Annotated in this window: 20 protein-coding genes; 17 read left to right on the top strand and 3 right to left on the bottom strand. The window is 56.6% G+C overall.

Features of this window, described 5'->3' with window-relative positions; translation table 11 throughout:
- Positions 1-27 precede the first annotated feature (27 nt).
- Entirely contained in the window at positions 28-1,674 is a 1,647-nt protein-coding gene (gene fumA, locus MX657_RS10420) for a class I fumarate hydratase FumA (protein WP_119914712.1), read from the bottom strand.
- A gap of 199 nt (positions 1,675-1,873) precedes the next feature.
- Between fumA and manA the strand changes: the two genes are divergently transcribed.
- Together manA and MX657_RS10410 are read left to right on the top strand one after the other, a co-directional pair.
- Positions 1,874-3,058 carry a mannose-6-phosphate isomerase gene (gene manA, locus MX657_RS10415; RefSeq protein WP_346808375.1) on the top strand — a complete coding sequence of 395 codons (1,185 nt, stop codon included), beginning with the start codon at positions 1,874-1,876 and terminating at the stop codon, positions 3,056-3,058.
- A gap of 214 nt (positions 3,059-3,272) precedes the next feature.
- Positions 3,273-4,805, top strand: coding sequence for a YdgA family protein (locus MX657_RS10410; RefSeq protein ID WP_346808373.1), 1,533 nt, complete (start codon positions 3,273-3,275; stop codon positions 4,803-4,805).
- A gap of 125 nt (positions 4,806-4,930) precedes the next feature.
- Here MX657_RS10410 and MX657_RS10405 read toward each other — a convergent pair whose 3' ends face one another.
- Complete coding sequence (locus MX657_RS10405) at positions 4,931-5,959, bottom strand: Mal regulon transcriptional regulator MalI (protein WP_346808372.1); 1,029 nt, start codon at positions 5,957-5,959, stop codon at positions 4,931-4,933.
- 177 nt (positions 5,960-6,136) lie between these two features.
- On the opposite strand from MX657_RS10405, the gene malX reads away from it, so the two are divergent.
- The 3 genes from malX to add all read left to right on the top strand — a co-directional run bounded on the left by malX (position 6,137) and on the right by add (position 10,048).
- Positions 6,137-7,729, top strand: coding sequence for a maltose/glucose-specific PTS transporter subunit IIBC (malX, locus tag MX657_RS10400; RefSeq protein ID WP_061098406.1), 1,593 nt, complete (start codon positions 6,137-6,139; stop codon positions 7,727-7,729).
- Between the two features lie 48 nt (positions 7,730-7,777).
- Positions 7,778-8,950 (top strand): MalY/PatB family protein, encoded by a 1,173-nt coding sequence (locus tag MX657_RS10395; RefSeq protein WP_346808370.1) that lies wholly within the window; start codon positions 7,778-7,780, stop codon positions 8,948-8,950.
- Positions 8,951-9,046: 96 nt separating this feature from the next.
- Positions 9,047-10,048: an adenosine deaminase gene (gene add / locus MX657_RS10390; RefSeq protein ID WP_119914718.1), complete on the top strand. Its 1,002-nt coding sequence runs from the start codon at positions 9,047-9,049 to the stop codon at positions 10,046-10,048.
- 44 nt (positions 10,049-10,092) lie between these two features.
- Here the strand turns inward: add and MX657_RS10385 are convergent, their stop codons facing one another.
- On the bottom strand, positions 10,093-11,133 hold the full coding sequence (locus MX657_RS10385; protein WP_346808368.1) for an oxidoreductase: 1,041 nt from the start codon (positions 11,131-11,133) through the stop codon (positions 10,093-10,095).
- Positions 11,134-11,375: 242 nt separating this feature from the next.
- On the opposite strand from MX657_RS10385, the gene blr reads away from it, so the two are divergent.
- The 12 genes from blr to gstA all read left to right on the top strand — a co-directional run bounded on the left by blr (position 11,376) and on the right by gstA (position 21,546).
- The gene (blr, locus tag MX657_RS10380) at positions 11,376-11,501 is read left to right on the top strand and encodes a division septum protein Blr (RefSeq protein ID WP_170289847.1); all 126 of its coding nucleotides are present in this window, start codon (positions 11,376-11,378) and stop codon (positions 11,499-11,501) included.
- Positions 11,502-11,737: 236 nt separating this feature from the next.
- Complete coding sequence (gene ydgT / locus MX657_RS10375; protein ID WP_013096896.1) at positions 11,738-11,953, top strand: transcription modulator YdgT; 216 nt, start codon at positions 11,738-11,740, stop codon at positions 11,951-11,953.
- An 86-nt stretch (positions 11,954-12,039) separates the two neighbouring features.
- Positions 12,040-12,480 (top strand): DUF2569 domain-containing protein, encoded by a 441-nt coding sequence (locus MX657_RS10370; RefSeq protein WP_346808366.1) that lies wholly within the window; start codon positions 12,040-12,042, stop codon positions 12,478-12,480.
- A 76-nt stretch (positions 12,481-12,556) separates the two neighbouring features.
- Entirely contained in the window at positions 12,557-13,138 is a 582-nt protein-coding gene (gene rsxA / locus MX657_RS10365) for an electron transport complex subunit RsxA (RefSeq protein ID WP_014883581.1), read from the top strand.
- Entirely contained in the window at positions 13,138-13,716 is a 579-nt protein-coding gene (gene rsxB / locus MX657_RS10360; protein WP_080327305.1) for an electron transport complex subunit RsxB, read from the top strand. Before rsxA ends, rsxB begins: the two co-directional genes overlap by 1 nt.
- Positions 13,709-15,730: an electron transport complex subunit RsxC gene (gene rsxC / locus MX657_RS10355; protein WP_346808364.1), complete on the top strand. Its 2,022-nt coding sequence runs from the start codon at positions 13,709-13,711 to the stop codon at positions 15,728-15,730. Before rsxB ends, rsxC begins: the two co-directional genes overlap by 8 nt.
- Complete coding sequence (rsxD, locus tag MX657_RS10350) at positions 15,731-16,783, top strand: electron transport complex subunit RsxD (RefSeq protein WP_346808362.1); 1,053 nt, start codon at positions 15,731-15,733, stop codon at positions 16,781-16,783.
- 10 nt (positions 16,784-16,793) lie between these two features.
- Complete coding sequence (gene rsxG, locus MX657_RS10345) at positions 16,794-17,414, top strand: electron transport complex subunit RsxG (RefSeq protein WP_346808360.1); 621 nt, start codon at positions 16,794-16,796, stop codon at positions 17,412-17,414.
- A gap of 2 nt (positions 17,415-17,416) precedes the next feature.
- Positions 17,417-18,103 carry an electron transport complex subunit E gene (locus MX657_RS10340; protein WP_080327309.1) on the top strand — a complete coding sequence of 229 codons (687 nt, stop codon included), beginning with the start codon at positions 17,417-17,419 and terminating at the stop codon, positions 18,101-18,103.
- Positions 18,100-18,735, top strand: a complete 636-nt coding sequence (gene nth / locus MX657_RS10335) for an endonuclease III (protein ID WP_008500570.1) — start codon at positions 18,100-18,102, stop codon at positions 18,733-18,735. The genes MX657_RS10340 and nth overlap by 4 nt, the downstream gene beginning before the upstream one ends.
- Before the next feature lie 591 nt (positions 18,736-19,326).
- Entirely contained in the window at positions 19,327-20,835 is a 1,509-nt protein-coding gene (gene dtpA, locus MX657_RS10330; protein WP_061098417.1) for a dipeptide/tripeptide permease DtpA, read from the top strand.
- Between the two features lie 105 nt (positions 20,836-20,940).
- Positions 20,941-21,546 (top strand): glutathione transferase GstA, encoded by a 606-nt coding sequence (gene gstA, locus MX657_RS10325; protein ID WP_217479689.1) that lies wholly within the window; start codon positions 20,941-20,943, stop codon positions 21,544-21,546.
- The last annotated feature ends 42 nt before the right edge of the window (positions 21,547-21,588 follow it).

Genomic DNA, 21,588 nt, shown 5'->3' with positions numbered 1-21,588 from the left:
CGGCTGCGCCACCCGACTTTTTTCAATTTACTTCACACACGCCGAACACTGGGACGACTGGATCTGCTTGAAGAAGTCGTTGCCTTTGTCATCCACCAGGATAAACGCCGGGAAGTCTTCCACTTCGATTTTCCAGATCGCTTCCATACCCAGCTCCGGGTACTCCACGCACTCCAGGCTCTTGATGCTGCCCTGCGCCAGTACCGCCGCCGGGCCGCCGATGCTGCCGAGGTAGAAGCCGCCGTGCTTGTGGCACGCGTCCGTCACCTGCTGGCTGCGGTTGCCTTTCGCCAGCATGATCATGCTGCCGCCGTTAGCCTGCAGCTGATCAACGTACGAGTCCATACGCCCTGCCGTGGTTGGACCTAACGAGCCGGAGGCATAGCCTTCAGGCGTTTTCGCCGGGCCTGCGTAGTAGATCGGATGATCTTTAATGTACTGCGGCAGCCCTTCGCCGTTGTCCAGACGCTCTTTCAGCTTCGCGTGCGCGATGTCGCGGCCTACGATAATCGTGCCGTTCAGGGAGAGACGGGTCGAAACCGGGTACTGTGAAAGCTGCGCCAGGATCTCTTTCATCGGACGGTTCAGGTCAACGCGAACCGCTTCACCCTCACCCGCTTTACGCAGTGCTTCCGGGATGTATTTGCCCGGGTTATTTTCAAGTTTTTCGATCCACACGCCTTCGCGGTTGATCTTGGCCTTGATGTTGCGATCCGCTGAGCAGGAGACGCCCATCCCGACCGGGCAGGAGGCACCGTGACGCGGCAGACGGATCACGCGCACGTCGTGGGCAAAGTATTTGCCGCCAAACTGCGCCCCGAGCCCCAGATTACGCGCCTCTTCCAGCAGTTCCTGCTCAAGCTGCACGTCGCGGAACGCCTGGCCGTGCTCGTTACCTTCGGTTGGCAGACCGTCGTAGTATTTGGTCGAGGCCAGCTTAACGGTTTTCAGCGTGCTTTCCGCCGAGGTACCGCCAATCACGAAGGCGATATGGTACGGCGGACACGCTGCGGTGCCGAGGGTACGCATCTTCTCAACCAGGTAATTTTTCAGCTTGCCCGGAGTGAGCAGCGCTTTGGTTTCCTGGTAGAGATAGGTTTTGTTGGCTGAACCGCCGCCTTTGGCGATACAGAGGAATTTGTACTCATCACCGTCGACGCTGTAGAGGTCAATCTGTGCAGGCAAGTTGGTGCCGGTATTGACCTCTTTGTACATATCCAGCGCCGCGTTTTGCGAGTAGCGCAGGTTGTCTTCGGTGTAGGTGTTGTAGACGCCATGCGCCAGCGCCGCTTCGTCACCGCCGCCGGTCCAGACGCGCTGGCCTTTTTTGCCGACGATGATCGCCGTGCCGGTGTCCTGACAGGTTGGCAGAATGCCTTTCGCCGCGATGTCTGAGTTACGCAGGAACTGCAGGGCAACGTATTTATCGTTCTCGCTGGCCTGCGGGTCGCTCAGGATATCGGCAACCTGCTGCTGGTGCGCAGGACGGAGCATAAACGAGGCGTCATGGAAAGCGTGCTGCGCCAGCAGCGTCAGCGCCTGCGGATCCACCTTGAGGATCTCTTGTCCTTCAAACTCAGAGACGGAGACGTGATCGCGGGTTAACAGGTAATACTCGGTCTGATCCTTACTGAGGGGGAAAGGATCCTGATAATGGAAGGGTTTATTCGACATTGGTCTCTCACTTACTGCTTCGGTCTGTTTATTCAGGGCAGATGTTCCGCTGCCCGGCTTAAAAGCGAGTCAGCTTATCCTACACAATTTTTTAACAAAAACTGAGACTAGTACGACTTTTTACATCGACAGGTTACTTCCACGTGGTTTATTGCTTTAATACCCGGAGTTAATTCCACAATTGAATCAGGGCTTGATAATGCAAAAACTCATTAACTCAGTGCAAAACTACGCCTGGGGAAGTAAAACTGCGTTAACGGATCTCTACGGTATCGCGAACCCAAACAACCTGCCGATGGCAGAACTGTGGATGGGGGCGCACCCGAAGAGCAGCTCAAAAATTGAAGACGCCAGCGGCCAGGTACGCAGCCTGCGTGACGTGATTGATGCCGATAAAGCCGCGCTGCTGGGCGACAAAGTAGCTCAGCGCTTTGGCGAACTGCCGTTCCTGTTTAAAGTGCTGTGCGCCGACCAGCCGCTCTCCATCCAGGTTCACCCGAACAAGAAAGCGTCTGAAATTGGCTTCGCGAAAGAGAACGCGGCGGGTATTCCGTTAGACGCCGCCGAGCGTAACTACAAAGATCCTAACCACAAGCCGGAGCTGGTTTTTGCGCTGACCCCTTTCCTGGCGATGAACGCGTTCCGCGAGTTTTCAGAGATCATTTCCCTGCTGCAGCCGGTCGCGGGTGCCAACAAGGCTATCGCCCACTTCCTCGAAAACCCGAACGCAGACGCGCTGAGCCAGCTGTTCGCCAGCCTGCTGAATATGCAGGGTGAAGAGAAATCTCACGCGCTGGCGGTGCTGAAAGCGGCCCTGGACAGCCAGCAGGGTGAACCGTGGGAGACCATCCGTCTGATTTCCAAATTCTACCCGGACGACAGCGGCCTGTTCTCCCCTCTGCTGCTGAACGTGGTGAAGCTGAACCCGGGCGAAGCGATGTTCCTGTTCGCTGAGACTCCGCACGCCTATCTGCAGGGCGTGGCGCTGGAGGTGATGGCCAACTCCGATAACGTGCTACGCGCGGGCCTGACGCCGAAATATATCGACATCCCTGAGCTGGTTGCCAACGTGAAGTTCGTGGCGAAGCCTGCCGCGGAACTGCTGACTCAGCCGGTGAAAAACGGTGCAGAGCTGGACTTCCCGATTCCGGTTGAGGATTTTGCGTTCTCCCTGCATGACCTGAGCCAGACAGAAACGACCATCGCGCAGGAGAGCGCGGCGATCCTGTTCTGCGTCGAGGGCGAAGCAACGCTGCACAAAGGCGAACAGCGTCTGATGCTTAAGCCCGGTGAGTCAGCATTCGTTGCAGCCAATGAGTCGCCGGTCAGCGTGAGCGGCACCGGTCGACTGGCGCGCGTTTTTAATAAGCTATACCCTAAATAATTCGAGTTGCATGAAGGCGGCGACGCAGCGAATCCCCAGGAGCGTACATAAGTACGTGACTGGGGTGAGCGAGGAAAGCCAACGCACAGGCAACTTGAAGTATGACGGGTATTAGGGACTTACTGATTTTTTTAACAACTCTTGCTAAGCTAGTTGCAGGTTTTATATCTCCGGGCGGTTTCTACCGCCTGGTTTCATTTTAGGGATAGTCGCAATGAAAAAATCGGTCGTAGCGGTTGGAGTGATTGTAGCGTTAGGCGTGGTCTGGACGGGTGCTTCCTGGTTTACCGGGAAACAGCTGGAAGGCCGTCTGGCAGAGATGGTGGCGCAGGCAAACGGCGAAATTAAGCGCAGCGCGCCGGAGGCGGGTCTGGAGCTGAGCTACCAGAACTATCACCGCGGTGTGTTTACCAGCCGTATGCAGCTGGTAGTGAAGCCGGTTGCCGGTGCAGAAAACGGCTGGCTGAAGCCGGGACAGAGCGTGGTGCTGGACGAGGTGGTGAGCCACGGTCCGCTGCCGCTGGCGCAGTTAAAGTCCTTTAACCTGATCCCATCGATGGCGTCCGTTCATACCGTGCTGGTGAATAATGACGTCACCAAACCGCTGTTTGACCTGGCGAAGAATGAATCGCCTTTCGACATTAATACCCGCATTAGCTATGCCGGTGACACGAGTTCGGATATTGCTCTGAAAGCGCTGAACTACGAGAAAGAAAACGAAAAAGTCGCCTTTAGCGGCGGTCATTTCAACGTCGAGGCGGATCGGGACGGCAACGTCTTCTCCCTGACCGGTGAAGCGGAAAGCGGCCTGATCAACGCCGTGAACGAATACAACCAAAAAGTTCAGCTTACCTTTAACAACCTGAAAGCCGACGGCAACAGCCGTATGACCGACTTTAAAGAGCGCATCGGCGATCAGAAGCTCTCCGTTGATAAAATTGCTGTCGCGATCGAAGGCAAAGAGATGGCCGTGCTGGAAGGCATGGATGTCAACGGTAAATCCGACGTATCCAAAGACGGTAAGAGCATCAACACCCAGCTGGATTACACCCTGAAGAGCCTGAAAGTACAGAATCAGGATCTGGGCACCGGCAAGCTGTCGCTGAAGATCGGCAATATCGACGGCCAGGCATGGCACGAATTTAGCCAGAAATACAGCAAAGAGAGCCAGGCGCTGCTGACCGATGCCGCGCTGCAGCAGAACCCTGAAGTTTACCAACAGCAGGCGATGGCGGTACTGTTCAACAACCTGCCAATCCTGCTAAAAGGCGAGCCGGTGATAACCGTTGCGCCGCTGAGCTGGAAAAACAGCAAAGGCGAAACCAACTTTAACCTGTCGCTGTTCCTGAAAGATCCGGCCACCGCCGCGGGTGAACCGCAGACGCTGGCGCAGGAAGTGGATCGCAGCGTGAAGTCGCTCGACAGCAAGCTGACCATCCCGATGGATATGGCGACCGAGTTTATGACGCAGATTGCGAAGCTGGAAGGCTACGGCGATGAAGATGCCGGCAAACTGGCGAGCCAGCAGGTGAAAGGTCTGGCGGCGATGGGTCAGATGTTCCGCATCACCAAAGTGGAAGACAACACTATTTCCACCAGCCTGCAATATACCAACGGCCAGGTAACGCTGAATGGCGACAAAATGCCGCTGGAAGATTTCGTCGGCATGTTTGGTATGCCGACGCTGGGGATGCCGGAACCGGCTGAACCGGCAGCGCCAGCCGAACCGGCGGCACCGCAGCAGTAAACGTCAAAACCCCTCGCATGAGGGGTTTTTTATTGCCGGGTGGCGCTGACGCTTACTCGGCCTACGATCCCGAGCCGTTCCAGGCCCGTGCAAGCGCAGCGCCGCCGGGCGATGTGCAGTGGAGATCATTTCACCGTTACCAGCCGAGCCGCCACAATCTGGTGCCCGGCCTGGACATCCGTATTGTCGATGCGCTGCATAATTCTGTCTGCCAGCGTGTAGCCCATCTCCCGCGCAGGGGTGGTAGCCCAGACGATGGGGAGATCGTCCAGCGCGTTTTCGCCAACGTCGGCGAACGCCCCTAACGCCACCTGATGGCCGAAAAAGGTTTCCACCCCGCCCTCGCCGCTCTGACGCCCGGCGCGGATCAGGCCAAACCAGGCACCCATGGCAATCACATCGTTGTAGCAAATCACGGCGCTGATCGTCGGATTGCTTCGCAGCAGCGCGCCAATCGCTTCCGCCGCTTTTTTCTGGCTGGATTCGCACTCCACGACCCATTCGCTGTGGAACGGCAGACCGTATTTAATCAGCGTCGCGCAGTAGCCGCCTACCCGCTCGGCGCGCGTCAGGGACGAGCTTTTCCCGCCCAGCCACGCAATGCGCTGATGCCCGCGACGAATAAGATGTTCGGTCAACATTTGCGCGGCCTGCATGTTATCCGGGCGCAGCGTGTCCGCCTCGTCCAGGTAGCTGGCGCGCGAGGCAAATACCAGCGGCACGCCCTTTTCGGCGGCACGCTCGCAGAGTTCGCTGCCCACGCCCGACGCTCCGGCGACGATCACCCCGTCCACGCCCTGGGTCAGCAGCATATCGAGACGGGAGAGAAGCTGCCCGGCCTCGCGCCCGCCGTGCAGCAGAAAGACCATCCGCCCCTGCGCTTCCAGAGCCTCGGTTAACCCGGCGGTCAGCTCCGCATAGAAAGGTGACGTCAGGTCGCGGACAATCAGGCCAATCACCCCGCTTTGCCCGCCGCGCAGTGCCGACGCCTGGCGGTTACGCACAAAGCCCAGCTGTTCAACCGCTTCATTCACCCGCTGACCGGTTGCGGGCGAGATACGCCCTTTCCCGCTCAGCACCAGAGAAACGGTGCTGACGGAAACGCCCGCCGCCAGCGCGACATCGTTGATAGTGATTTTTTTCGCTACAGCCATGTGTCGGCGTGACTCCCTGAAATGAGATCGGTAAAACGTTTTATCAATACGTTATCTTTATACTACCAGTAAAAGCCTGAGAATGTGATTCAGCGCGCACTAAACTTTGATAAAACGTTTTATCTTCTCGCGGCATTGAAGCAGACAAACTGATTTTAACAATAAAGGAGTCGTTTTATGACGGCGAAAGCAGCACAAAAAATATCGCTGTGGGAGTTTTTCCAGCAACTGGGTAAAACCTTTATGCTGCCCGTGGCGCTCCTCTCGTTCTGCGGGATCATGCTCGGGATCGGCAGCTCGCTGAGCAGTAAAGACGTCATCACGCTGATCCCGTTCCTCGGCACCCCCGTGCTGCAGGCGATCTTTATCTGGATGAGCAAGGTCGGCTCCTTCGCGTTTAGCTTCCTGCCCGTGATGTTCTGTATCGCCATCCCGCTGGGCCTGGCGCGCGAAAATAAAGGCGTCGCAGCGTTTGCCGGGTTTGTGGGTTACGCCGTGATGAACCTGGCGGTTAACTTCTGGCTGACTGCGAAAGGCATTCTGCCGACCACCGACGCTGCCGTGCTGAAAGCCAACAACATTCAGAGCGTGATTGGCATCCAGTCTATTGATACCGGGATCCTCGGAGCGGTGATCGCCGGGGTCATTATCTGGATGCTGCACGAGCGCTTCCACAACATCCGCCTGCCGGATGCTCTGGCCTTCTTCGGCGGTACCCGCTTCGTGCCGATTGTCACCCTGGTGGTGATGGGCCTGTTTGGTCTGATCATTCCGCTGATCTGGCCGGTCTTTGCGATGGGCATCAACGGCATTGGCCGCATCATCAACGGCGCGGGCGATTTTGGTCCGATGATCTTCGGCACCGGCGAGCGTCTGCTGCTGCCGTTCGGCCTGCAGCATATCCTGGTGGCCCTGATTCGCTTCACCGAAGCGGGCGGCACCATGGAGGTGTGCGGTCACGACGTGAGCGGTGCGCTGACCATCTTCCAGGCGCAACTGAGCTGCCCGACCACCCACGGCTTCTCCGAAAGCGCCACCCGTTTCCTGTCTCAGGGTAAAATGCCGGCCTTCCTCGGCGGCCTGCCGGGAGCCGCGCTGGCGATGTACCACTGCGCCCGCCCGGAAAACCGTCATAAAATTAAAGGCCTGCTGATCTCCGGCGTGATTGCCTGCGTCGTGGGCGGCACCACCGAGCCAATCGAATTCCTGTTCCTGTTTGTTGCGCCGGTGCTCTATCTCATCCACGCGCTGCTGACCGGCCTGGGCTTTACCGTAATGGCGGTGCTGGGCGTCACCATCGGCAACACCGACGGCAACGTGATTGACTTCGTGGTATTCGGGATCCTGCACGGCTTGTCCACCAAGTGGTATCTGGTGCCGGTCGTGGCGGCTATCTGGTTTGCGGTGTACTACGGCATCTTCCGCTTCGCCATCACCCGCTTTAACCTGAAAACACCGGGCCGTGATACCGATACCGCCACCAGCGTTGAGCAGGCGGTGGCCGGTACCGTGGGCAAATCCGGGTATAACACCCCTGCCATTCTGGCTGCGCTGGGCGGTGCAGATAACATTACCTCGCTGGATAACTGCATTACCCGCCTGCGTCTGTCGGTAGCGGATATGTCAAAAGTGGATACAAACGCCCTGAAAGCCAACCGGGCCATCGGCGTGGTACAGTTAAACCAGCACAATTTGCAGGTGGTTATCGGCCCGCAGGTGCAGTCGGTGAAGGATGAGCTGGCCACCCTGATGCGAACAGTGGAAGCCTGATGCCTCGCCCCCTCGCTCTGAGGGGGTTTTACTTTAAGGACGCACGTCATGTTTGATTTTTCTACCGTCGTGGATCGTCACGGCACCTGGTGTACGCAGTGGGACTATGTTGCCGACCGCTTTGGCGCGGCGGATCTGCTGCCTTTTACCATCTCAGATATGGATTTCGCCACTGCTCCCTGCATTACCGACGCGCTTCACCAGCGCATCAACCACGGCGTTTTAGGCTATAGCCGCTGGAAAAACGACGAGTTTCTTGCCGCCGTTGCGCACTGGTTCCAGCAACGCTTTAACAGCCGCATTGATAAAGAAACCATCGTTTATGGCCCTTCCGTCATCTATATGGTGTCAGAGCTGATTCGCCTCTGGTCGAAGCCCGGTGACGGCGTGGTGGTTCACACCCCGGCGTACGATGCGTTTTACAACGCCATTGGGGGTAATTCGCGTCATGTGGTGCCCGTTGCGATGGAAAAACAGGCTGCAGGATGGCGAGGCAATATGGCGGCGCTTGAAGCGGCGCTGGCTAAACCGGAAAACAAAATTCTGCTGCTGTGCAGCCCGCAAAACCCGACCGGCAAGGTCTGGACGCGGGAGGAACTGACGCAGATGGCGGAGCTTTGTGAGCGCTATGACGTGGCGGTGATCAGCGATGAAATCCATATGGACATGGTATGGGGTGAACATCGTCACACGCCGTGGAACGCGGTGGCGCGTGGCAAATGGGCGCTTCTTACCTCCGGCTCGAAAAGCTTTAATATTCCTGCACTCACGGGCGCGTACGGCCTGATTGGCGACGAAGAGAGCCGCAAAGGTTATCTCAGCGCGCTAAAAGGCCGGGATGGGCTCTCTTCCCCTTCCGTGTTGGCGCTGACGGCGCATATCGCCGCCTATCAGCAGGGAGCGCCGTGGCTGGATGCCTTGCGGGGTTATCTGGAAGCGAATCTGTTGTATATCACGCAGGAATTAAACAGTGCTTTTCCGAAACTGAACTGGCAGCCGCCGGAGGCAACCTATCTGGCCTGGATTGATCTGCGCCCGCTTAATATTGACGACAGGTCGCTGCAAAAAGTGTTAATTGAGCAGCAAAAAGTGGCGATCATGCCGGGATATACCTACGGAGATGAGGGTAATGGGTTCGTGCGTCTGAACGCTGGCTGCCCGCGTAGCAAGCTGGAACAAGGGGTGCAGCGCCTCATCGCCGGGATTAACGCGCTCCTGTAATCTGTTTGCGCAACGGAATATTCCCTTGCGCAAATAGCTTTTTACCCCGATTTGTTTTTATAATATGGCGCACTTTAACCAGAAAAGAGTGCGACCATGATTGATACACGCCTGCCTTTAACTGATATTCATCGTCACCTTGACGGTAACATTCGTGCCCAAACCATCCTCGATCTTGGCCGCCAGTTCAACTTAACGCTTCCCGCTCAGACGCTTGAATCGTTGATCCCACACGTACAGGTCACCTCCAATGAACCGGACCTGGTCAGCTTCCTGAGCAAGCTCGACTGGGGCGTGAAGATGCTGGCCTCGCTGGATGCCTGCCGCCGCGTGGCGTTTGAGAACATCGAAGATGCGGCCCGTAACGGCCTGCATTACGTCGAGCTGCGCTTCTCGCCGGGCTATATGGCGATGACCCACAGTCTGCCCGTTGCAGGCGTGGTGGAGGCCGTCATTGAAGGCGTCCGCGAAGGGTGTAAAACCTTCGACGTTCAGGCCCGCCTGATTGGCATTATGAGCCGCACGTTCGGCGAAGCCGCCTGCCTACAGGAGCTGGAAGCGCTGCTGGCGCACCGCGATGCCATTACCGCCGTCGATCTCGCCGGCGATGAGCTGGGTTTCCCGGGCAGTCTGTTCCTCTCCCACTTCAACCGCGCGCGTGATGCCGGCTGGCATATTACCGTCCATGCGGGCGAAGCGGCGGGTCCGGAAAGCATCTGGCAGGCCATCCGTGAGCTGGGTGCAGAGCGTATCGGCCACGGCGTGAAGGCGGTAGAAGATCGCGCCCTGATGGATTTCCTGGCGGAGCAGCGTATCGGCATTGAGTCGTGCCTGACGTCCAACATTCAGACCAGCACTGTGGCATCGCTGGCCCAGCACCCGCTGAAAACCTTCCTTGAACACGGCGTGCTGGCCTCGCTGAACACGGACGACCCGGCGGTTCAGGGCGTGGATATCATCCATGAGTATAACGTCGCCGCACCGCAGGCGGGCCTGAGTCGCGAGCAGATCCGCCAGGCGCAGATCAACGGGCTGGAGATAGCCTTCCTGACGCCTGAAGAGAAGCAGGCGCTGCGGGATAAGGTGGCAACCGCGTAAACCCTTTGCCGGGTGGCTTCTGCGCCTTACCCGGCATATAAAAATTATGCCAGACAGAGCGTGGCGCGATGTTTGGCAGATTCAATTCCCAGCTCGATCAGCTCCATTATCTGAATCGCCTGGCTCGCCGGAACCGGATTCTCCCCCGTTCCGTTCAGCGCATCACGAATGGCCGCGTAGTAAGCCGGATAGTTACCCGGGATCGTTAACAGGGTTTCCTCAACCAGCTCCTCACCTTCAACCCGCGACACGACGCCGTCGCGCATATCATAGCCCCAGTCCTCCTGCGGCAGACGTTCACCGTTTTTAAGACGGTCTTCCTGCGGATCGAGGCCAAACTTCACGTAGCTCCCGCGCGTGCCGTGAATAATATAGCGGGCAGACTCAGCGGCAGCGACCATCGTGCCGTGCAGCACAATCCGGCGCTGCGGGTAACTGAGCACCGCGTGGAAGTAATCGGTTGTCTGCGCCCCGGGCCTGAGCTGGGCCAGATCGACCGTCATGCTCACCGGCAGACCAAAAAGATTCACGGCCTGGTCCAGTAGATGCGGGGCTAAATCGTACCAGATACCACTGCCCGGACCGGCCTGCTCGCGCCAGCGGTTTCTCACCTGCGGACGGAAGCGGTCAAAGTGCGATTCAAAAAAAACGATCTCCCCTAGCGTGCCTTCACTGATTAGCGTTTTAACCGTCAGGAAGTCGCCGTCCCAGCGGCGGTTATGAAACACGGAAAGCAGTCTGCCGAGGCTTTTTGCCAGCGCGTCCAGTTCTCGCGCCTGTGACAACGTCACGGTGAAAGGTTTGTCGACAACGACGTGTTTACCCGCCTCCAGCGCGGCTTTAGCCAGCGGGAAGTGCGTGTCGTTCGGGGTGGGAATCACGATTAAATCAATATTCGGATCGTTGAAGAGATGTTTCGGCTCAGAGACAACCGGCACAACGGGCCAGTCAGCGTGGACTTTGGCGGCGTCGCTGCTGGATACCGCCGCCAGCGCCATGCCGGGCGTGCCGGAGATGAGCGGCGCATGAAACGTTTTGCTCGCATACCCGTACCCTATCAGCCCGACGCGGATGTTATCACTCATCGTATGGTCCTCTTTTATGCGTTTCTTATTTCATACTGGCCAGTCTGGCATTCCCCTCATTAATAATGAGCCATCGAGCTTAAAATAGCAGGCTGTAGCGGTTATTTTTGTTACATAGTATTAACCTTCTGATTTTGATTAAGGGAATCGTTCCCAAAGCGCTTGCCGTCGGAGAAACAGCGCTGTAACATTTGCGACCTGTATTTATGGATAAATTACAACAGCGAATCATGGCATCAATTATTAATCGAATCATCGAATTAGCGGGATGGATTGTTCTTGGGGTTTCGGTCATTTTGCTCGGCGTCGCCAGCCATATTGATAACTACCAGCCGCCGGAGCCTGCTACGGTCGCCCAACCTAAGTAACCGGTTACGGCCATAAAGAGTGACATAATGTGTCAGTTACGTATTGCCAGCCCTGGTGAACACGGTTAACCTTCTCTTCCAGGCATCGCCAGCTGATGCCTGATACTTTCAGCAAAGAAAACTCCTAATTTCGTTGCATTACCTGAGTGGGCTGTTTACGTCTTTATTAATCCGTTTATTATTCGACCGAATTACCGTAACTGGTATTACTCACTTTTATATGGAAACTTATTAATATGACAGTTCAGGACTATTTATTAAAATTTCGCAAGATCAATTCGCTTGAGAGCCTGGAAAAACTGTTTGACCATCTGAATTACACCCTGTCGGATAATCAGGACATTATCAATATGTATCGCGCCGCGGATCATCGCCGTGCGGAGCTGGTCTCCGGCGGACGCTTGTTCAACGTTGGGGAAGTGCCGAAGTCTGTCTGGCGTTACGTTTTATAAGAAAGTAGCCATCCGCGCGAAATGTTATATACTCTCCGCCCTGCAAACTGGCTGTAATACATTTCGCGCAGATAATGGGAGAGTTCATGACCGCAACGCCTGGAGAACGCATTGGAGGCTGGTTAATCGCCCCGCTGGCATGGCTGCTGGTTGCCTTGTTAAGCGCATCACTTGCGCTGCTGCTTTATACCACCGCATTAATTACCCCTCACGCTATCCAGACGCTGATGTCGCAAAGCGTGCCGAATATTGCGATGTGGTTTCTGTCGTTCGTTTTCGCGCTCGGGATGTGGTACTACACCCTGTGGCTGACTATCGCTTTCTTCAAACGCCGCAAAAGTGTGCCTAAGCACTACATTATCTGGCTGCTCGTTTCCGTTCTGCTGGCGGTTAAAGCGTTTGCATTCTCGCCGGTGTCTGATGCGCTTGCCGTGCGCCAGCTGCTTTTCCCGTTACTGGCCGCAGCGCTGCTGGTGCCTTATTTCAAGCGCTCAACGCGGGTGAAAAACACCTTCGTGAACCCGTAATAACCTTACAGATAACCTGTTGTCGCCTGCCCCGGTTTGTCCGATAATAGGCGGCTTTTTTATTTCAGGCTAAATAATGACCGATTACTTACTGCTCTTTGTCGGCACTGTGCTGGTTAACAACTTCGTTCTGGTGAAGTTCCTTGGCCTGTGCCCGTTTATGGGCGTGTCCAAAAAGCTGGAAACGGCGATGGGCATGGGGCTGGCGACGACCTTCGTCATGACGATGGCGTCTATCTGCGCGTGGTTGATTGATACCTGGATCCTCATCCCGCTGGGGTTAATCTATCTCCGCACGCTGGCGTTTATTCTGGTCATTGCGGTTGTGGTGCAATTTACGGAAATGGTGGTGCGTAAAACCAGCCCGGCGCTCTATCGTCTGCTGGGTATCTTCCTGCCGCTGATCACCACCAACTGCGCGGTACTCGGCGTGGCGCTGCTGAACATCAACCTTGGCCATAACTTTATGCAGTCGGCGCTGTACGGTTTTTCCGCCGCCGTCGGTTTCTCCTTTGTTATGGTCCTGTTCGCGTCGATTCGCGAACGCCTGGCGGCAGCGGATATCCCTGCGCCATTTCGCGGTAATGCGATTGCGCTGGTCACCGCGGGTTTAATGTCTCTGGCCTTTATGGGCTTTAGTGGTCTGGTGAAGTTGTAATGAATGCTATCTGGATTGCCATCGCCTCTATCAGCGTCCTGGGGTTGGCGTTTGGCCTTATCCTGGGTTACGCCTCCCGCCGTTTCGCGGTAGAGGACGATCCTGTTGTTGAAAAAATTGATGAGCTTTTGCCGCAAAGTCAGTGCGGACAGTGCGGCTACCCGGGCTGCCGCCCTTACGCTGAAGCGGTAGGCATCCAGGGTGAAAAAATTAACCGTTGCGCCCCCGGCGGCGAAGCGGTGATGCTGAAAATTGCCGCCCTGCTTAACGTTGATCCGCAGCCCATTGATGGCGATGCGGAAGTCCAGGAGCCGGTTCGCGCCCTCGCGGTGATCGACGAGGCAAACTGCATCGGCTGCACCAAATGTATTCAGGCCTGCCCGGTTGACGCCATTGTCGGCGCGACCCGCGCCATGCACACCGTTGTGGCGGATCTGTGCACCGGCTGCAACCTCTGCGTGGCCCCCTGCCCGACGCAATGTATTGAACTGCGCCCGGTTGAAACGACTACCGAAAGCTGGAAGTGGGATCTTCAAACTATTCCGGTTCGCAATATTCCTGTGGAACAACATGCTTAAGTTATTTTCTGCTTTCAGAAAAGAGAAGATTTGGGACTTTGACGGCGGTATCCATCCGCCAGAGATGAAAACCCAGTCCAACGGCACGCCGCTGCGTCAAATTCCGCTGGCGACGCGTTACGTCATGCCGCTCAAGCAGCATATTGGCGCTGAGGGCGAGCTGTGCGTGAAAGAAGGCGATACGGTGCTGCGTGGCCAGCCGCTGACCTTTGGACGCGGACGTATGCTGCCGGTGCACGCCCCGACCTCCGGAAAAGTGGTGGCGATTGCCCCTCATACGGTGGCGCATCCATCCGCGCTGTCGGAACTGAGCGTGATTATTGAAGCCGACGGCGAAGATCGCTGGATCGACCGTGACGGCTGGAGCGACTACCGCAGCCAGAGCCGCGACGCGCTTATCGAACGTATTCATCAGTTCGGCGTTGCCGGGCTGGGCGGCGCGGGCTTCCCGACCGGCGCCAAGCTGAGCGGTGGTGGCGATAAGATTCAGACGCTAATTATCAATGCCGCCGAGTGCGAGCCGTATATCACCGCTGACGATCGTCTGATGCAGGATTGCGCCGCCCAGGTGGTGGAAGGCATTCGCATCCTCGCGCACATCTTACAGCCGCGAGAAGTGCTGATTGGTATCGAAGACAATAAACCGCAGGCTATCTCGATGCTGCGCGCCGTGCTGGCCGGTAGCCATGATATCGCCCTGCGCGTTATTCCCACCAAGTACCCCTCTGGCGGCGCAAAACAGCTGACGCAAATCCTCACCGGAAAGCAAGTGCCACACGGCGGACGCTCGTCGGATATCGGCGTGCTGATGCAAAATGTCGGTACCGCTTACGCGGTGAAACGTGCAGTGATTGACGGCGAGCCGTTGACCGAGCGCGTGGTCACGTTGACCGGTGGGTCAGTTTCTCGTCCGGGTAACGTCTGGGCGCGCCTCGGCACACCGGTGCGCCATCTGCTGGAACAGGCTGAGTTTTGCCCGGCCAGCGATCAGATGGTGATCATGGGCGGCCCGCTGATGGGCTTTACCCTGCCGTGGCTCGATGTCCCGGTGGTGAAAATCACCAACTGTCTGCTCGCCCCTTCCCCAACCGAAATGGGGGAAGAACAGGAAGAGAAAGGCTGCATTCGCTGTAGCGCCTGTGCCGATGCCTGCCCGGCGGACCTGCTTCCGCAGCAACTGTACTGGTACAGCAAAGGCCAGCTGCACGACAAAGCCAAAGCCCATAACCTGGCCGACTGCATTGAATGCGGCGCCTGCGCCTGGGTTTGCCCAAGCAATATTCCGCTGGTGCAGTATTTCCGCCAGGAGAAGGCCGAGATTTATGCCATCTCCATGGAAGAAAAACGTGCAGCAGAAGCCAAAGCGCGCTTTGAAGCACGTCAGGCGCGACTGGAACGCGAAAAAATCGCCCGTCAGGAACGCCATAAACAGGCTGCGGTTCAGCCTGGCGAAAAAGATCAGGATGCGATTAACGCCGCACTGGCGCGCATTCGTGAGAAGAAAGCGAATGCCGCCCAGACGGTGGTGATCCAGGCCGGTGATAAACCGGATAACAGCGAGGCGATTGCCGCCCGCGAAGCGCGTAAGGCTGCGGCTCGCGCCCGTCAGGCGGAAAAAGCGCCAGCGGCGCAGCCGGAAGCTGGAATCGATCCACGCAAAGCTGCCGTCGAAGCGGCCATTGCCCGTGCCAAAGCCCGCAAGGCCGGGGAGCAGCCAGTGGTGGTTGAACAGGAAACGGTTGACCCGCGTAAAGCCGCCGTTGAAGCGGCGATTGCCCGCGCCAAAGCGCGCAAAGCAGCTCAACAGGCGCCAGCCGCAGAACCTGAAGCACCGGTTTACCCACGCAAAGCCGCCGTCGAAGCGGCGATTGCCCGCGCCAAAGCGCGCAAAGCAGCACAGCAGGAAGAGCAACCGCAGGCCGCAAACGATGACCCGCGCAAGGCCGCCGTCGCAGCCGCGATTGCGCGCGTTCAGGCGAAGAAAGCCGCACAGCAAGCCGTAAACGAGGATTAAATGGTTTTCAGAATCGCAAGTTCCCCTTACACCCATAACCAGCGCCAGACCTCGCGCATTATGATGCTGGTCTGCCTGGCCGCACTGCCGGGCATTGCCGTTCAGTGCTGGTTTTTCGGCTGGGGAACCCTGTTCCAGATTGTCCTGGGTTGCGCCAGCGCCGTCGCGGCGGAAGCCCTCGTGCTGAAGTTGCGCAAGATGGCGGTTTACCGCATCCTGGCTGATAACTCCGCGCTGCTGACCGGCCTGTTGCTGGCCATCAGTATCCCGCCGTTTGCCCCGTGGTGGATGGTGGTTCTTGGCACCGTTTTTGCCGTAATTATTGCTAAACAACTGTATGGCGGGCTGGGTCATAATCCGTTTAACCCGGCGATGATCGGCTACGTGGTGCTGCTGATCTCCTTCCCGGTGCAGATGACCAGCTGGCTGCCACCCCACGAGATTGCAGCCACGGTTCCGGGCTTTATGGATGCCCTGCACGTTATCTTTACCGGCCATACGGCGCTCGGCGCGGATATGAACGCCCTGCGCATGGGCGTGGACGGTATCAGCCAGGCGACGCCGCTCGATACCTTTAAAACGTCCCTGCACGCCGGGCACAGCGTTGAGCAGATCATGAAATCCGCGATCTACAGCGGCATGCTGGCGGGTGCAGGCTGGCAGTGGGTCAACCTGGCGTATCTGCTGGGCGGCCTGTTCCTGCTGCAGCAGAAGGCCATTCGCTGGCATATTCCGGTCAGCTTCCTCGTGACGCTGGCGGTCTGCGCTTCGCTGGGCTGGATCTTCTCTCCTGAATCACAGGCCAGCCCACAGATGCACTTGCTCTCCGGCGCGACCATGTTAGGCGCATTCTTTATCCTGACGGATCCGGTGACGGCGTCCACCACCAACCGCGGCCGCCTCATCTTCGGCGCGCTGGCGGGGTTGCTGGTATGGCTCATTCGCAGCTTCGGTGGCTATCCGGACGGCGTGGCATTTGCCGTCCTGCTCGCCAACATTACCGTTCCGCTCATCGACTACTACACGCGCCCGCGCGTGTACGGCCATCGCTAAGGGTTTCGCCATGTTAAAAACGATGCAAAAACACGGCGTCACGCTGGCTGTCTTCGCCGCAGTCCTGACGGGGCTGACGGCCCTGGTCAATGCGTTGACCAAAACGACCATTGAGGAACAGGCCTCAAAGCAGCAAAAGGCGCTGTTCGACCAGGTGATCCCGTCCGATTTCTACGATAATGACCTGCAAAAAAGCTGCTTTGTGGTAGACGCGCCGCAGCTTGGGAAAGGCACGCACCGTATCTTTATCGCCCGCAAAGGGGATAAACCAGTAGGCGCAGTGATGGAAGCGACGGCACCCGACGGCTATTCCGGCGCTATTCAACTGCTTGTCGGCAGCGATTTCACCGGCACGATACTGGGCACACGCGTGACGGAACACCATGAGACGCCGGGTCTTGGCGATAAAATTGAAACCCGGCTGAGCGACTGGATTTTGCACTTTGCCGGTAAAGTTATCCACGGCGAAGATGACACCGCGTTTGCAGTGAAGAAAGATGGCGGCGAGTTCGACCAGTTCACCGGCGCAACCATCACGCCGCGCGCCGTGGTGAACGCCGTAAAACGAGCCGGGCTGTATGCTGAAACGCTGCCCGCGCAAACCAACAATCTTCCGGCCTGTGAGGAGTAATCATGAGCCAGGTTAAAGAGGTTATTGTCCAGGGGCTGTGGAAGAACAACTCCGCGCTGGTACAGCTGCTGGGGCTCTGTCCGCTGCTGGCGGTGACATCTACCGCTACCAACGCGCTCGGGCTGGGCCTGGCGACCACGCTGGTGCTGACCCTGACCAACTTCTCTATTTCCGTTTTGCGCCGCTGGACGCCGTCGGAAATCCGTATTCCGATTTACGTGATGATCATCGCGTCGGTGGTAAGCGTGGTGCAAATGCTGATTAACGCTTACGCGTTCGGGTTGTATCAGTCGCTTGGCATCTTTATTCCGCTTATCGTCACCAACTGTATCGTCGTTGGCCGCGCTGAGGCGTTCGCGGTAAAAAACAGCCCGGCCATGTCGGCGCTGGATGGTTTTTCCATCGGTATGGGCGCGACTGCCGCCATGTTCGTCCTCGGATCCCTGCGTGAAATTCTGGGCAACGGGACGCTTTTCGATGGCGCTGATGCGCTGCTGGGCGGCTGGGCCAAAGTGCTGCGTATAGAAGTGTTTCACACCGATACGCCATTCCTGCTGGCGATGCTGCCGCCTGGTGCATTTATTGGCCTGGGCATGATGCTGGCGGTAAAATACCTGATTGATGAGAAACGTAAGCGCCGCGCGGCTGAGCGCAGCGTTCCGGAAGGGACACCTGAGAAGGCTTCATGAATAAAGAAAAGCGCATTGCGATCCTGACCCGTCTGCGGGACGAGAACCCGCACCCGACGACGGAGCTGAATTTTACCTCCCCGTTTGAGCTGCTGATCGCCGTGCTGCTCTCTGCGCAGGCGACCGATGTTAGCGTCAATAAAGCCACCGCCCTGCTCTATCCGGTAGCCAATACGCCAAAGGCGATGCTGGAACTGGGCGTGGAGGGCGTAAAATCCTATATCAAAACCATCGGCCTGTTTAACAGCAAAGCGGAGAACGTGATTAAGACCTGCCGGATCCTGCTGGAACAGCACGGAGGCGAAGTGCCGGAAGATCGCGCCGCGCTGGAAGCCTTGCCGGGCGTGGGGCGTAAAACGGCGAACGTCGTGCTCAATACCGCGTTTGGCTGGCCGACCATCGCCGTGGATACGCATATTTTCCGCGTCTCTAACCGGACCAACTTCGCACCGGGTAAAAATGTCGAGCAGGTCGAAGAGAAGCTGCTGAAAGTGGTTCCAGCCGAATTCAAGGTTGACTGCCATCACTGGCTGATTCTGCACGGGCGTTATACCTGCATTGCCCGCAAGCCTCGCTGTGGCTCATGCATTATTGAAGATCTCTGCGAATACAAAGAAAAAGTCTATCCCTGATCGTCACATCCCCGCGCCAAAAGAAGGGCTACCGTTCGTTCTTCTTTTGGCCGTTATTTGTTCGTCCTTCGCTTCTCCCGGCTTGCCACTTGTTCGGCTGTTTAACGCTCAAACAGGTTAATACTTTTTTCATAGCCAAAAATTTCTATATATCTGTGACCGCGATCACCCTGATAACTTCATGTTGTTTTTTTGTTGTCAAAATCGGCCTAAACCCTTTGTCTGCCAAGATACTTCCTCTCCATTGCCGAAGATAAGACCAGCTATTATTCAGAATATGGGCTATATCACTGCTCAAAGCGGCAAATAGCAGAACATATCGCCACAAGCCGTTCGGGATGGGTAGTTACCAGTCGAAAAAACTACCTTTACGCATCGTATAAAATTTAACGCTGAATAACATTTGCCCGAGCCGACGATTATACCGCACCAGATATATGTAACAGATTATTACAAACGTATTGCCAGACGGGGCAGGATAGTGAACATTACCCGCCGTTTCTCCTCCCAATATAACTATAAGGCGTATGGACTACGGCCATCACGCTATGAACACCCCCGTTAATATGGGATGTAAAAAAAGAGGTATATGTGTCGACTGCAAACAATAAACCAACAGATGAAAGCGTGAGTCTTAACGCTTTTAAACAACCAAAAGCGTTCTATCTCATCTTCTCTATCGAGTTATGGGAGCGTTTTGGTTACTACGGCCTGCAAGGGATCATGGCAGTTTACCTGGTTAAACAGCTGGGTATGTCCGAAGCCGATTCCATCACGCTGTTCTCTTCCTTCAGTGCCCTCGTCTACGGTCTGGTTGCTATCGGCGGCTGGCTGGGTGATAAAGTTCTCGGAACGAAACGTGTCATTATGCTGGGCGCCATTGTTCTGGCGATTGGCTATGGTCTGGTTGCATGGTCAGGGCATGATGCCGCTGTCGTGTATATGGGTATGGCGACGATTGCCGTCGGTAACGGTCTGTTCAAAGCGAACCCGTCCTCCCTGCTCTCTACCTGCTACAGCAAAGATGACCCACGTCTGGACGGTGCATTTACCATGTACTACATGTCCATCAACATTGGCTCCTTCTTCTCCATGCTGGCAACCCCATGGCTGGCCGCCAAGTTCGGCTGGAGCGTGGCGTTTGCGCTGAGCTTCGTGGGTATGCTGATCACGGTAGTGAACTTCCTGTTCTGCCGCAGCTGGGTGAAAGACTACGGTTCAAAACCTGACTTCGAGCCTGTACACATGGGTAAACTGCTGGCGACCATCGTGGGCGTTGTCGTCCTGGCGGCGATCGCTACCTGGCTGCTGCACAACCAGGGTATCGCGCGTGCCGTTCTGGGCGTGGTTGCGCTGGGTATCGTGGTCATCTTCGCGAAAGAAGCGTTCGCTATGCAGGGTGCAGCCCGTCGTAAGATGATTGTGGCGTTCATTCTGATGCTGGAAGCGATTATCTTCTTCGTGCTGTACAGCCAGATGCCGACCTCTCTGAACTTCTTCGCTATTCGTAACGTTGAGCACTCTATCCTGGGCATCGCGTTCGAGCCGGAGCAGTATCAGGCGCTGAACCCGTTCTGGATCATGATTGGTAGCCCGATTCTGGCTGCTATCTATAACAAGATGGGCGACCGTCTGCCAATGCCGCACAAGTTCGCAATCGGTATGGTGCTGTGCTCCGGTGCGTTCCTGGTGCTGCCGCTGGGTACCAAATTCGCGACTGACGCCGGTATCGTGTCCGTTAACTGGCTGATCCTGAGCTATGCGCTGCAGTCTATTGGCGAACTGATGATCTCCGGTCTGGGTCTGGCGATGGTTGCGCAGCTGGTTCCGCAGCGTCTGATGGGCTTCATTATGGGTAGCTGGTTCCTGACCACTGCCGGTGCGGCGATCATCGCTGGTAAGATTGCGAACCTGATGGCTGTTCCGGAAAACGTGACCGATCCACTGGTCTCCCTGAACGTCTACGGTACCGTGTTCATGCAGATTGGTATCGCTACGGCGGTTATCGCGGCGCTGATGCTGCTGACCGCACCGAAACTGAATCGAATGACTCAGGACGACGACAAGACGGCGGAAGCGAACAAAACCGCTACCGCGTAAAATCCGTGAGAAACGACTGAAGAGAAGCCGCTAAGAGATTAGCGGCTTTTTTTTTGTTCCTTCGCGCACTAACATATCTGAAACCTCAGCAAAAAGGAGTTACCGATGAAACTGTTCTACAAACCGGGCGCGTGCTCTCTTGCTTCCCATATCACCCTGCGCGAGAGCGGCAAAGATTTCACGCTGGATGGCGTTGATCTGATGAAAAAACGCCTGGAAAATGGCGATGATTACCTTGCTATTAACCCGAAGGGACAAGTTCCGGCGCTTCTGCTGGATGACGGTACTCTGCTGACCGAAGGCGTGGCGATTATGCAGTTCCTGGCGGACAACGTACCGGATCGTCAGCTCCTTGCCCCTACCGGCAGCATTGCACGCTATAAGGCGCTGGAGTGGTTGAACTATATCGCCACCGAGCTGCACAAAGGCTTTACTCCCCTTTTCCGTCCGGATACGCCGGAAGAGTACAAACCGACCGTGCGCGCCCTGCTGGAGAAAAAGCTGCAGTATGTTAACGAATCGCTGAAAGACGATCAGTGGATTTGCGGTTCGCGTTTCACGATTGCCGATGCGTATCTGTTTACCGTACTGCGCTGGGCGCGTGCGGTTAAGCTGAACCTGGAAGGGTTAGACCATATCGCATCGTATATGTCTCGCGTGGCGGAGCGTCCTGCGGTGGCTGCGGCGCTGAAAGCGGAAGGGTTGAATTAAGCGAGCCGTCTGTGTTGCCGGGTGGCGCTGACGCTTACCCGG

Origin of the sequence: Enterobacter chuandaensis (assembly GCF_039718975.1) — a bacterium.
Taxonomy (GTDB): Bacteria; Pseudomonadota; Gammaproteobacteria; order Enterobacterales; family Enterobacteriaceae; genus Enterobacter; species Enterobacter chuandaensis.
This window is presented reverse-complemented; position numbering and strand designations above follow the sequence as displayed.

Coding starts and splice junctions, on each gene's coding strand:
- add (WP_119914718.1), top strand. CDS start 9,047: ATGATTGATACACGCCTGCCTTTAACTGATATTCATCGTCACCTTGAC.
- MX657_RS10395 (WP_346808370.1), top strand. CDS start 7,778: ATGTTTGATTTTTCTACCGTCGTGGATCGTCACGGCACCTGGTGTACG.
- MX657_RS10410 (WP_346808373.1), top strand. CDS start 3,273: ATGAAAAAATCGGTCGTAGCGGTTGGAGTGATTGTAGCGTTAGGCGTG.
- rsxB (WP_080327305.1), top strand. CDS start 13,138: ATGAATGCTATCTGGATTGCCATCGCCTCTATCAGCGTCCTGGGGTTG.
- fumA (WP_119914712.1), bottom strand. CDS start 1,674: ATGTCGAATAAACCCTTCCATTATCAGGATCCTTTCCCCCTCAGTAAG.
- malX (WP_061098406.1), top strand. CDS start 6,137: ATGACGGCGAAAGCAGCACAAAAAATATCGCTGTGGGAGTTTTTCCAG.
- MX657_RS10340 (WP_080327309.1), top strand. CDS start 17,417: ATGAGCCAGGTTAAAGAGGTTATTGTCCAGGGGCTGTGGAAGAACAAC.
- MX657_RS10405 (WP_346808372.1), bottom strand. CDS start 5,959: ATGGCTGTAGCGAAAAAAATCACTATCAACGATGTCGCGCTGGCGGCG.
- gstA (WP_217479689.1), top strand. CDS start 20,941: ATGAAACTGTTCTACAAACCGGGCGCGTGCTCTCTTGCTTCCCATATC.
- rsxD (WP_346808362.1), top strand. CDS start 15,731: ATGGTTTTCAGAATCGCAAGTTCCCCTTACACCCATAACCAGCGCCAG.
- MX657_RS10370 (WP_346808366.1), top strand. CDS start 12,040: ATGACCGCAACGCCTGGAGAACGCATTGGAGGCTGGTTAATCGCCCCG.
- nth (WP_008500570.1), top strand. CDS start 18,100: ATGAATAAAGAAAAGCGCATTGCGATCCTGACCCGTCTGCGGGACGAG.
- MX657_RS10385 (WP_346808368.1), bottom strand. CDS start 11,133: ATGAGTGATAACATCCGCGTCGGGCTGATAGGGTACGGGTATGCGAGC.
- rsxA (WP_014883581.1), top strand. CDS start 12,557: ATGACCGATTACTTACTGCTCTTTGTCGGCACTGTGCTGGTTAACAAC.
- manA (WP_346808375.1), top strand. CDS start 1,874: ATGCAAAAACTCATTAACTCAGTGCAAAACTACGCCTGGGGAAGTAAA.
- ydgT (WP_013096896.1), top strand. CDS start 11,738: ATGACAGTTCAGGACTATTTATTAAAATTTCGCAAGATCAATTCGCTT.
- rsxC (WP_346808364.1), top strand. CDS start 13,709: ATGCTTAAGTTATTTTCTGCTTTCAGAAAAGAGAAGATTTGGGACTTT.
- rsxG (WP_346808360.1), top strand. CDS start 16,794: ATGTTAAAAACGATGCAAAAACACGGCGTCACGCTGGCTGTCTTCGCC.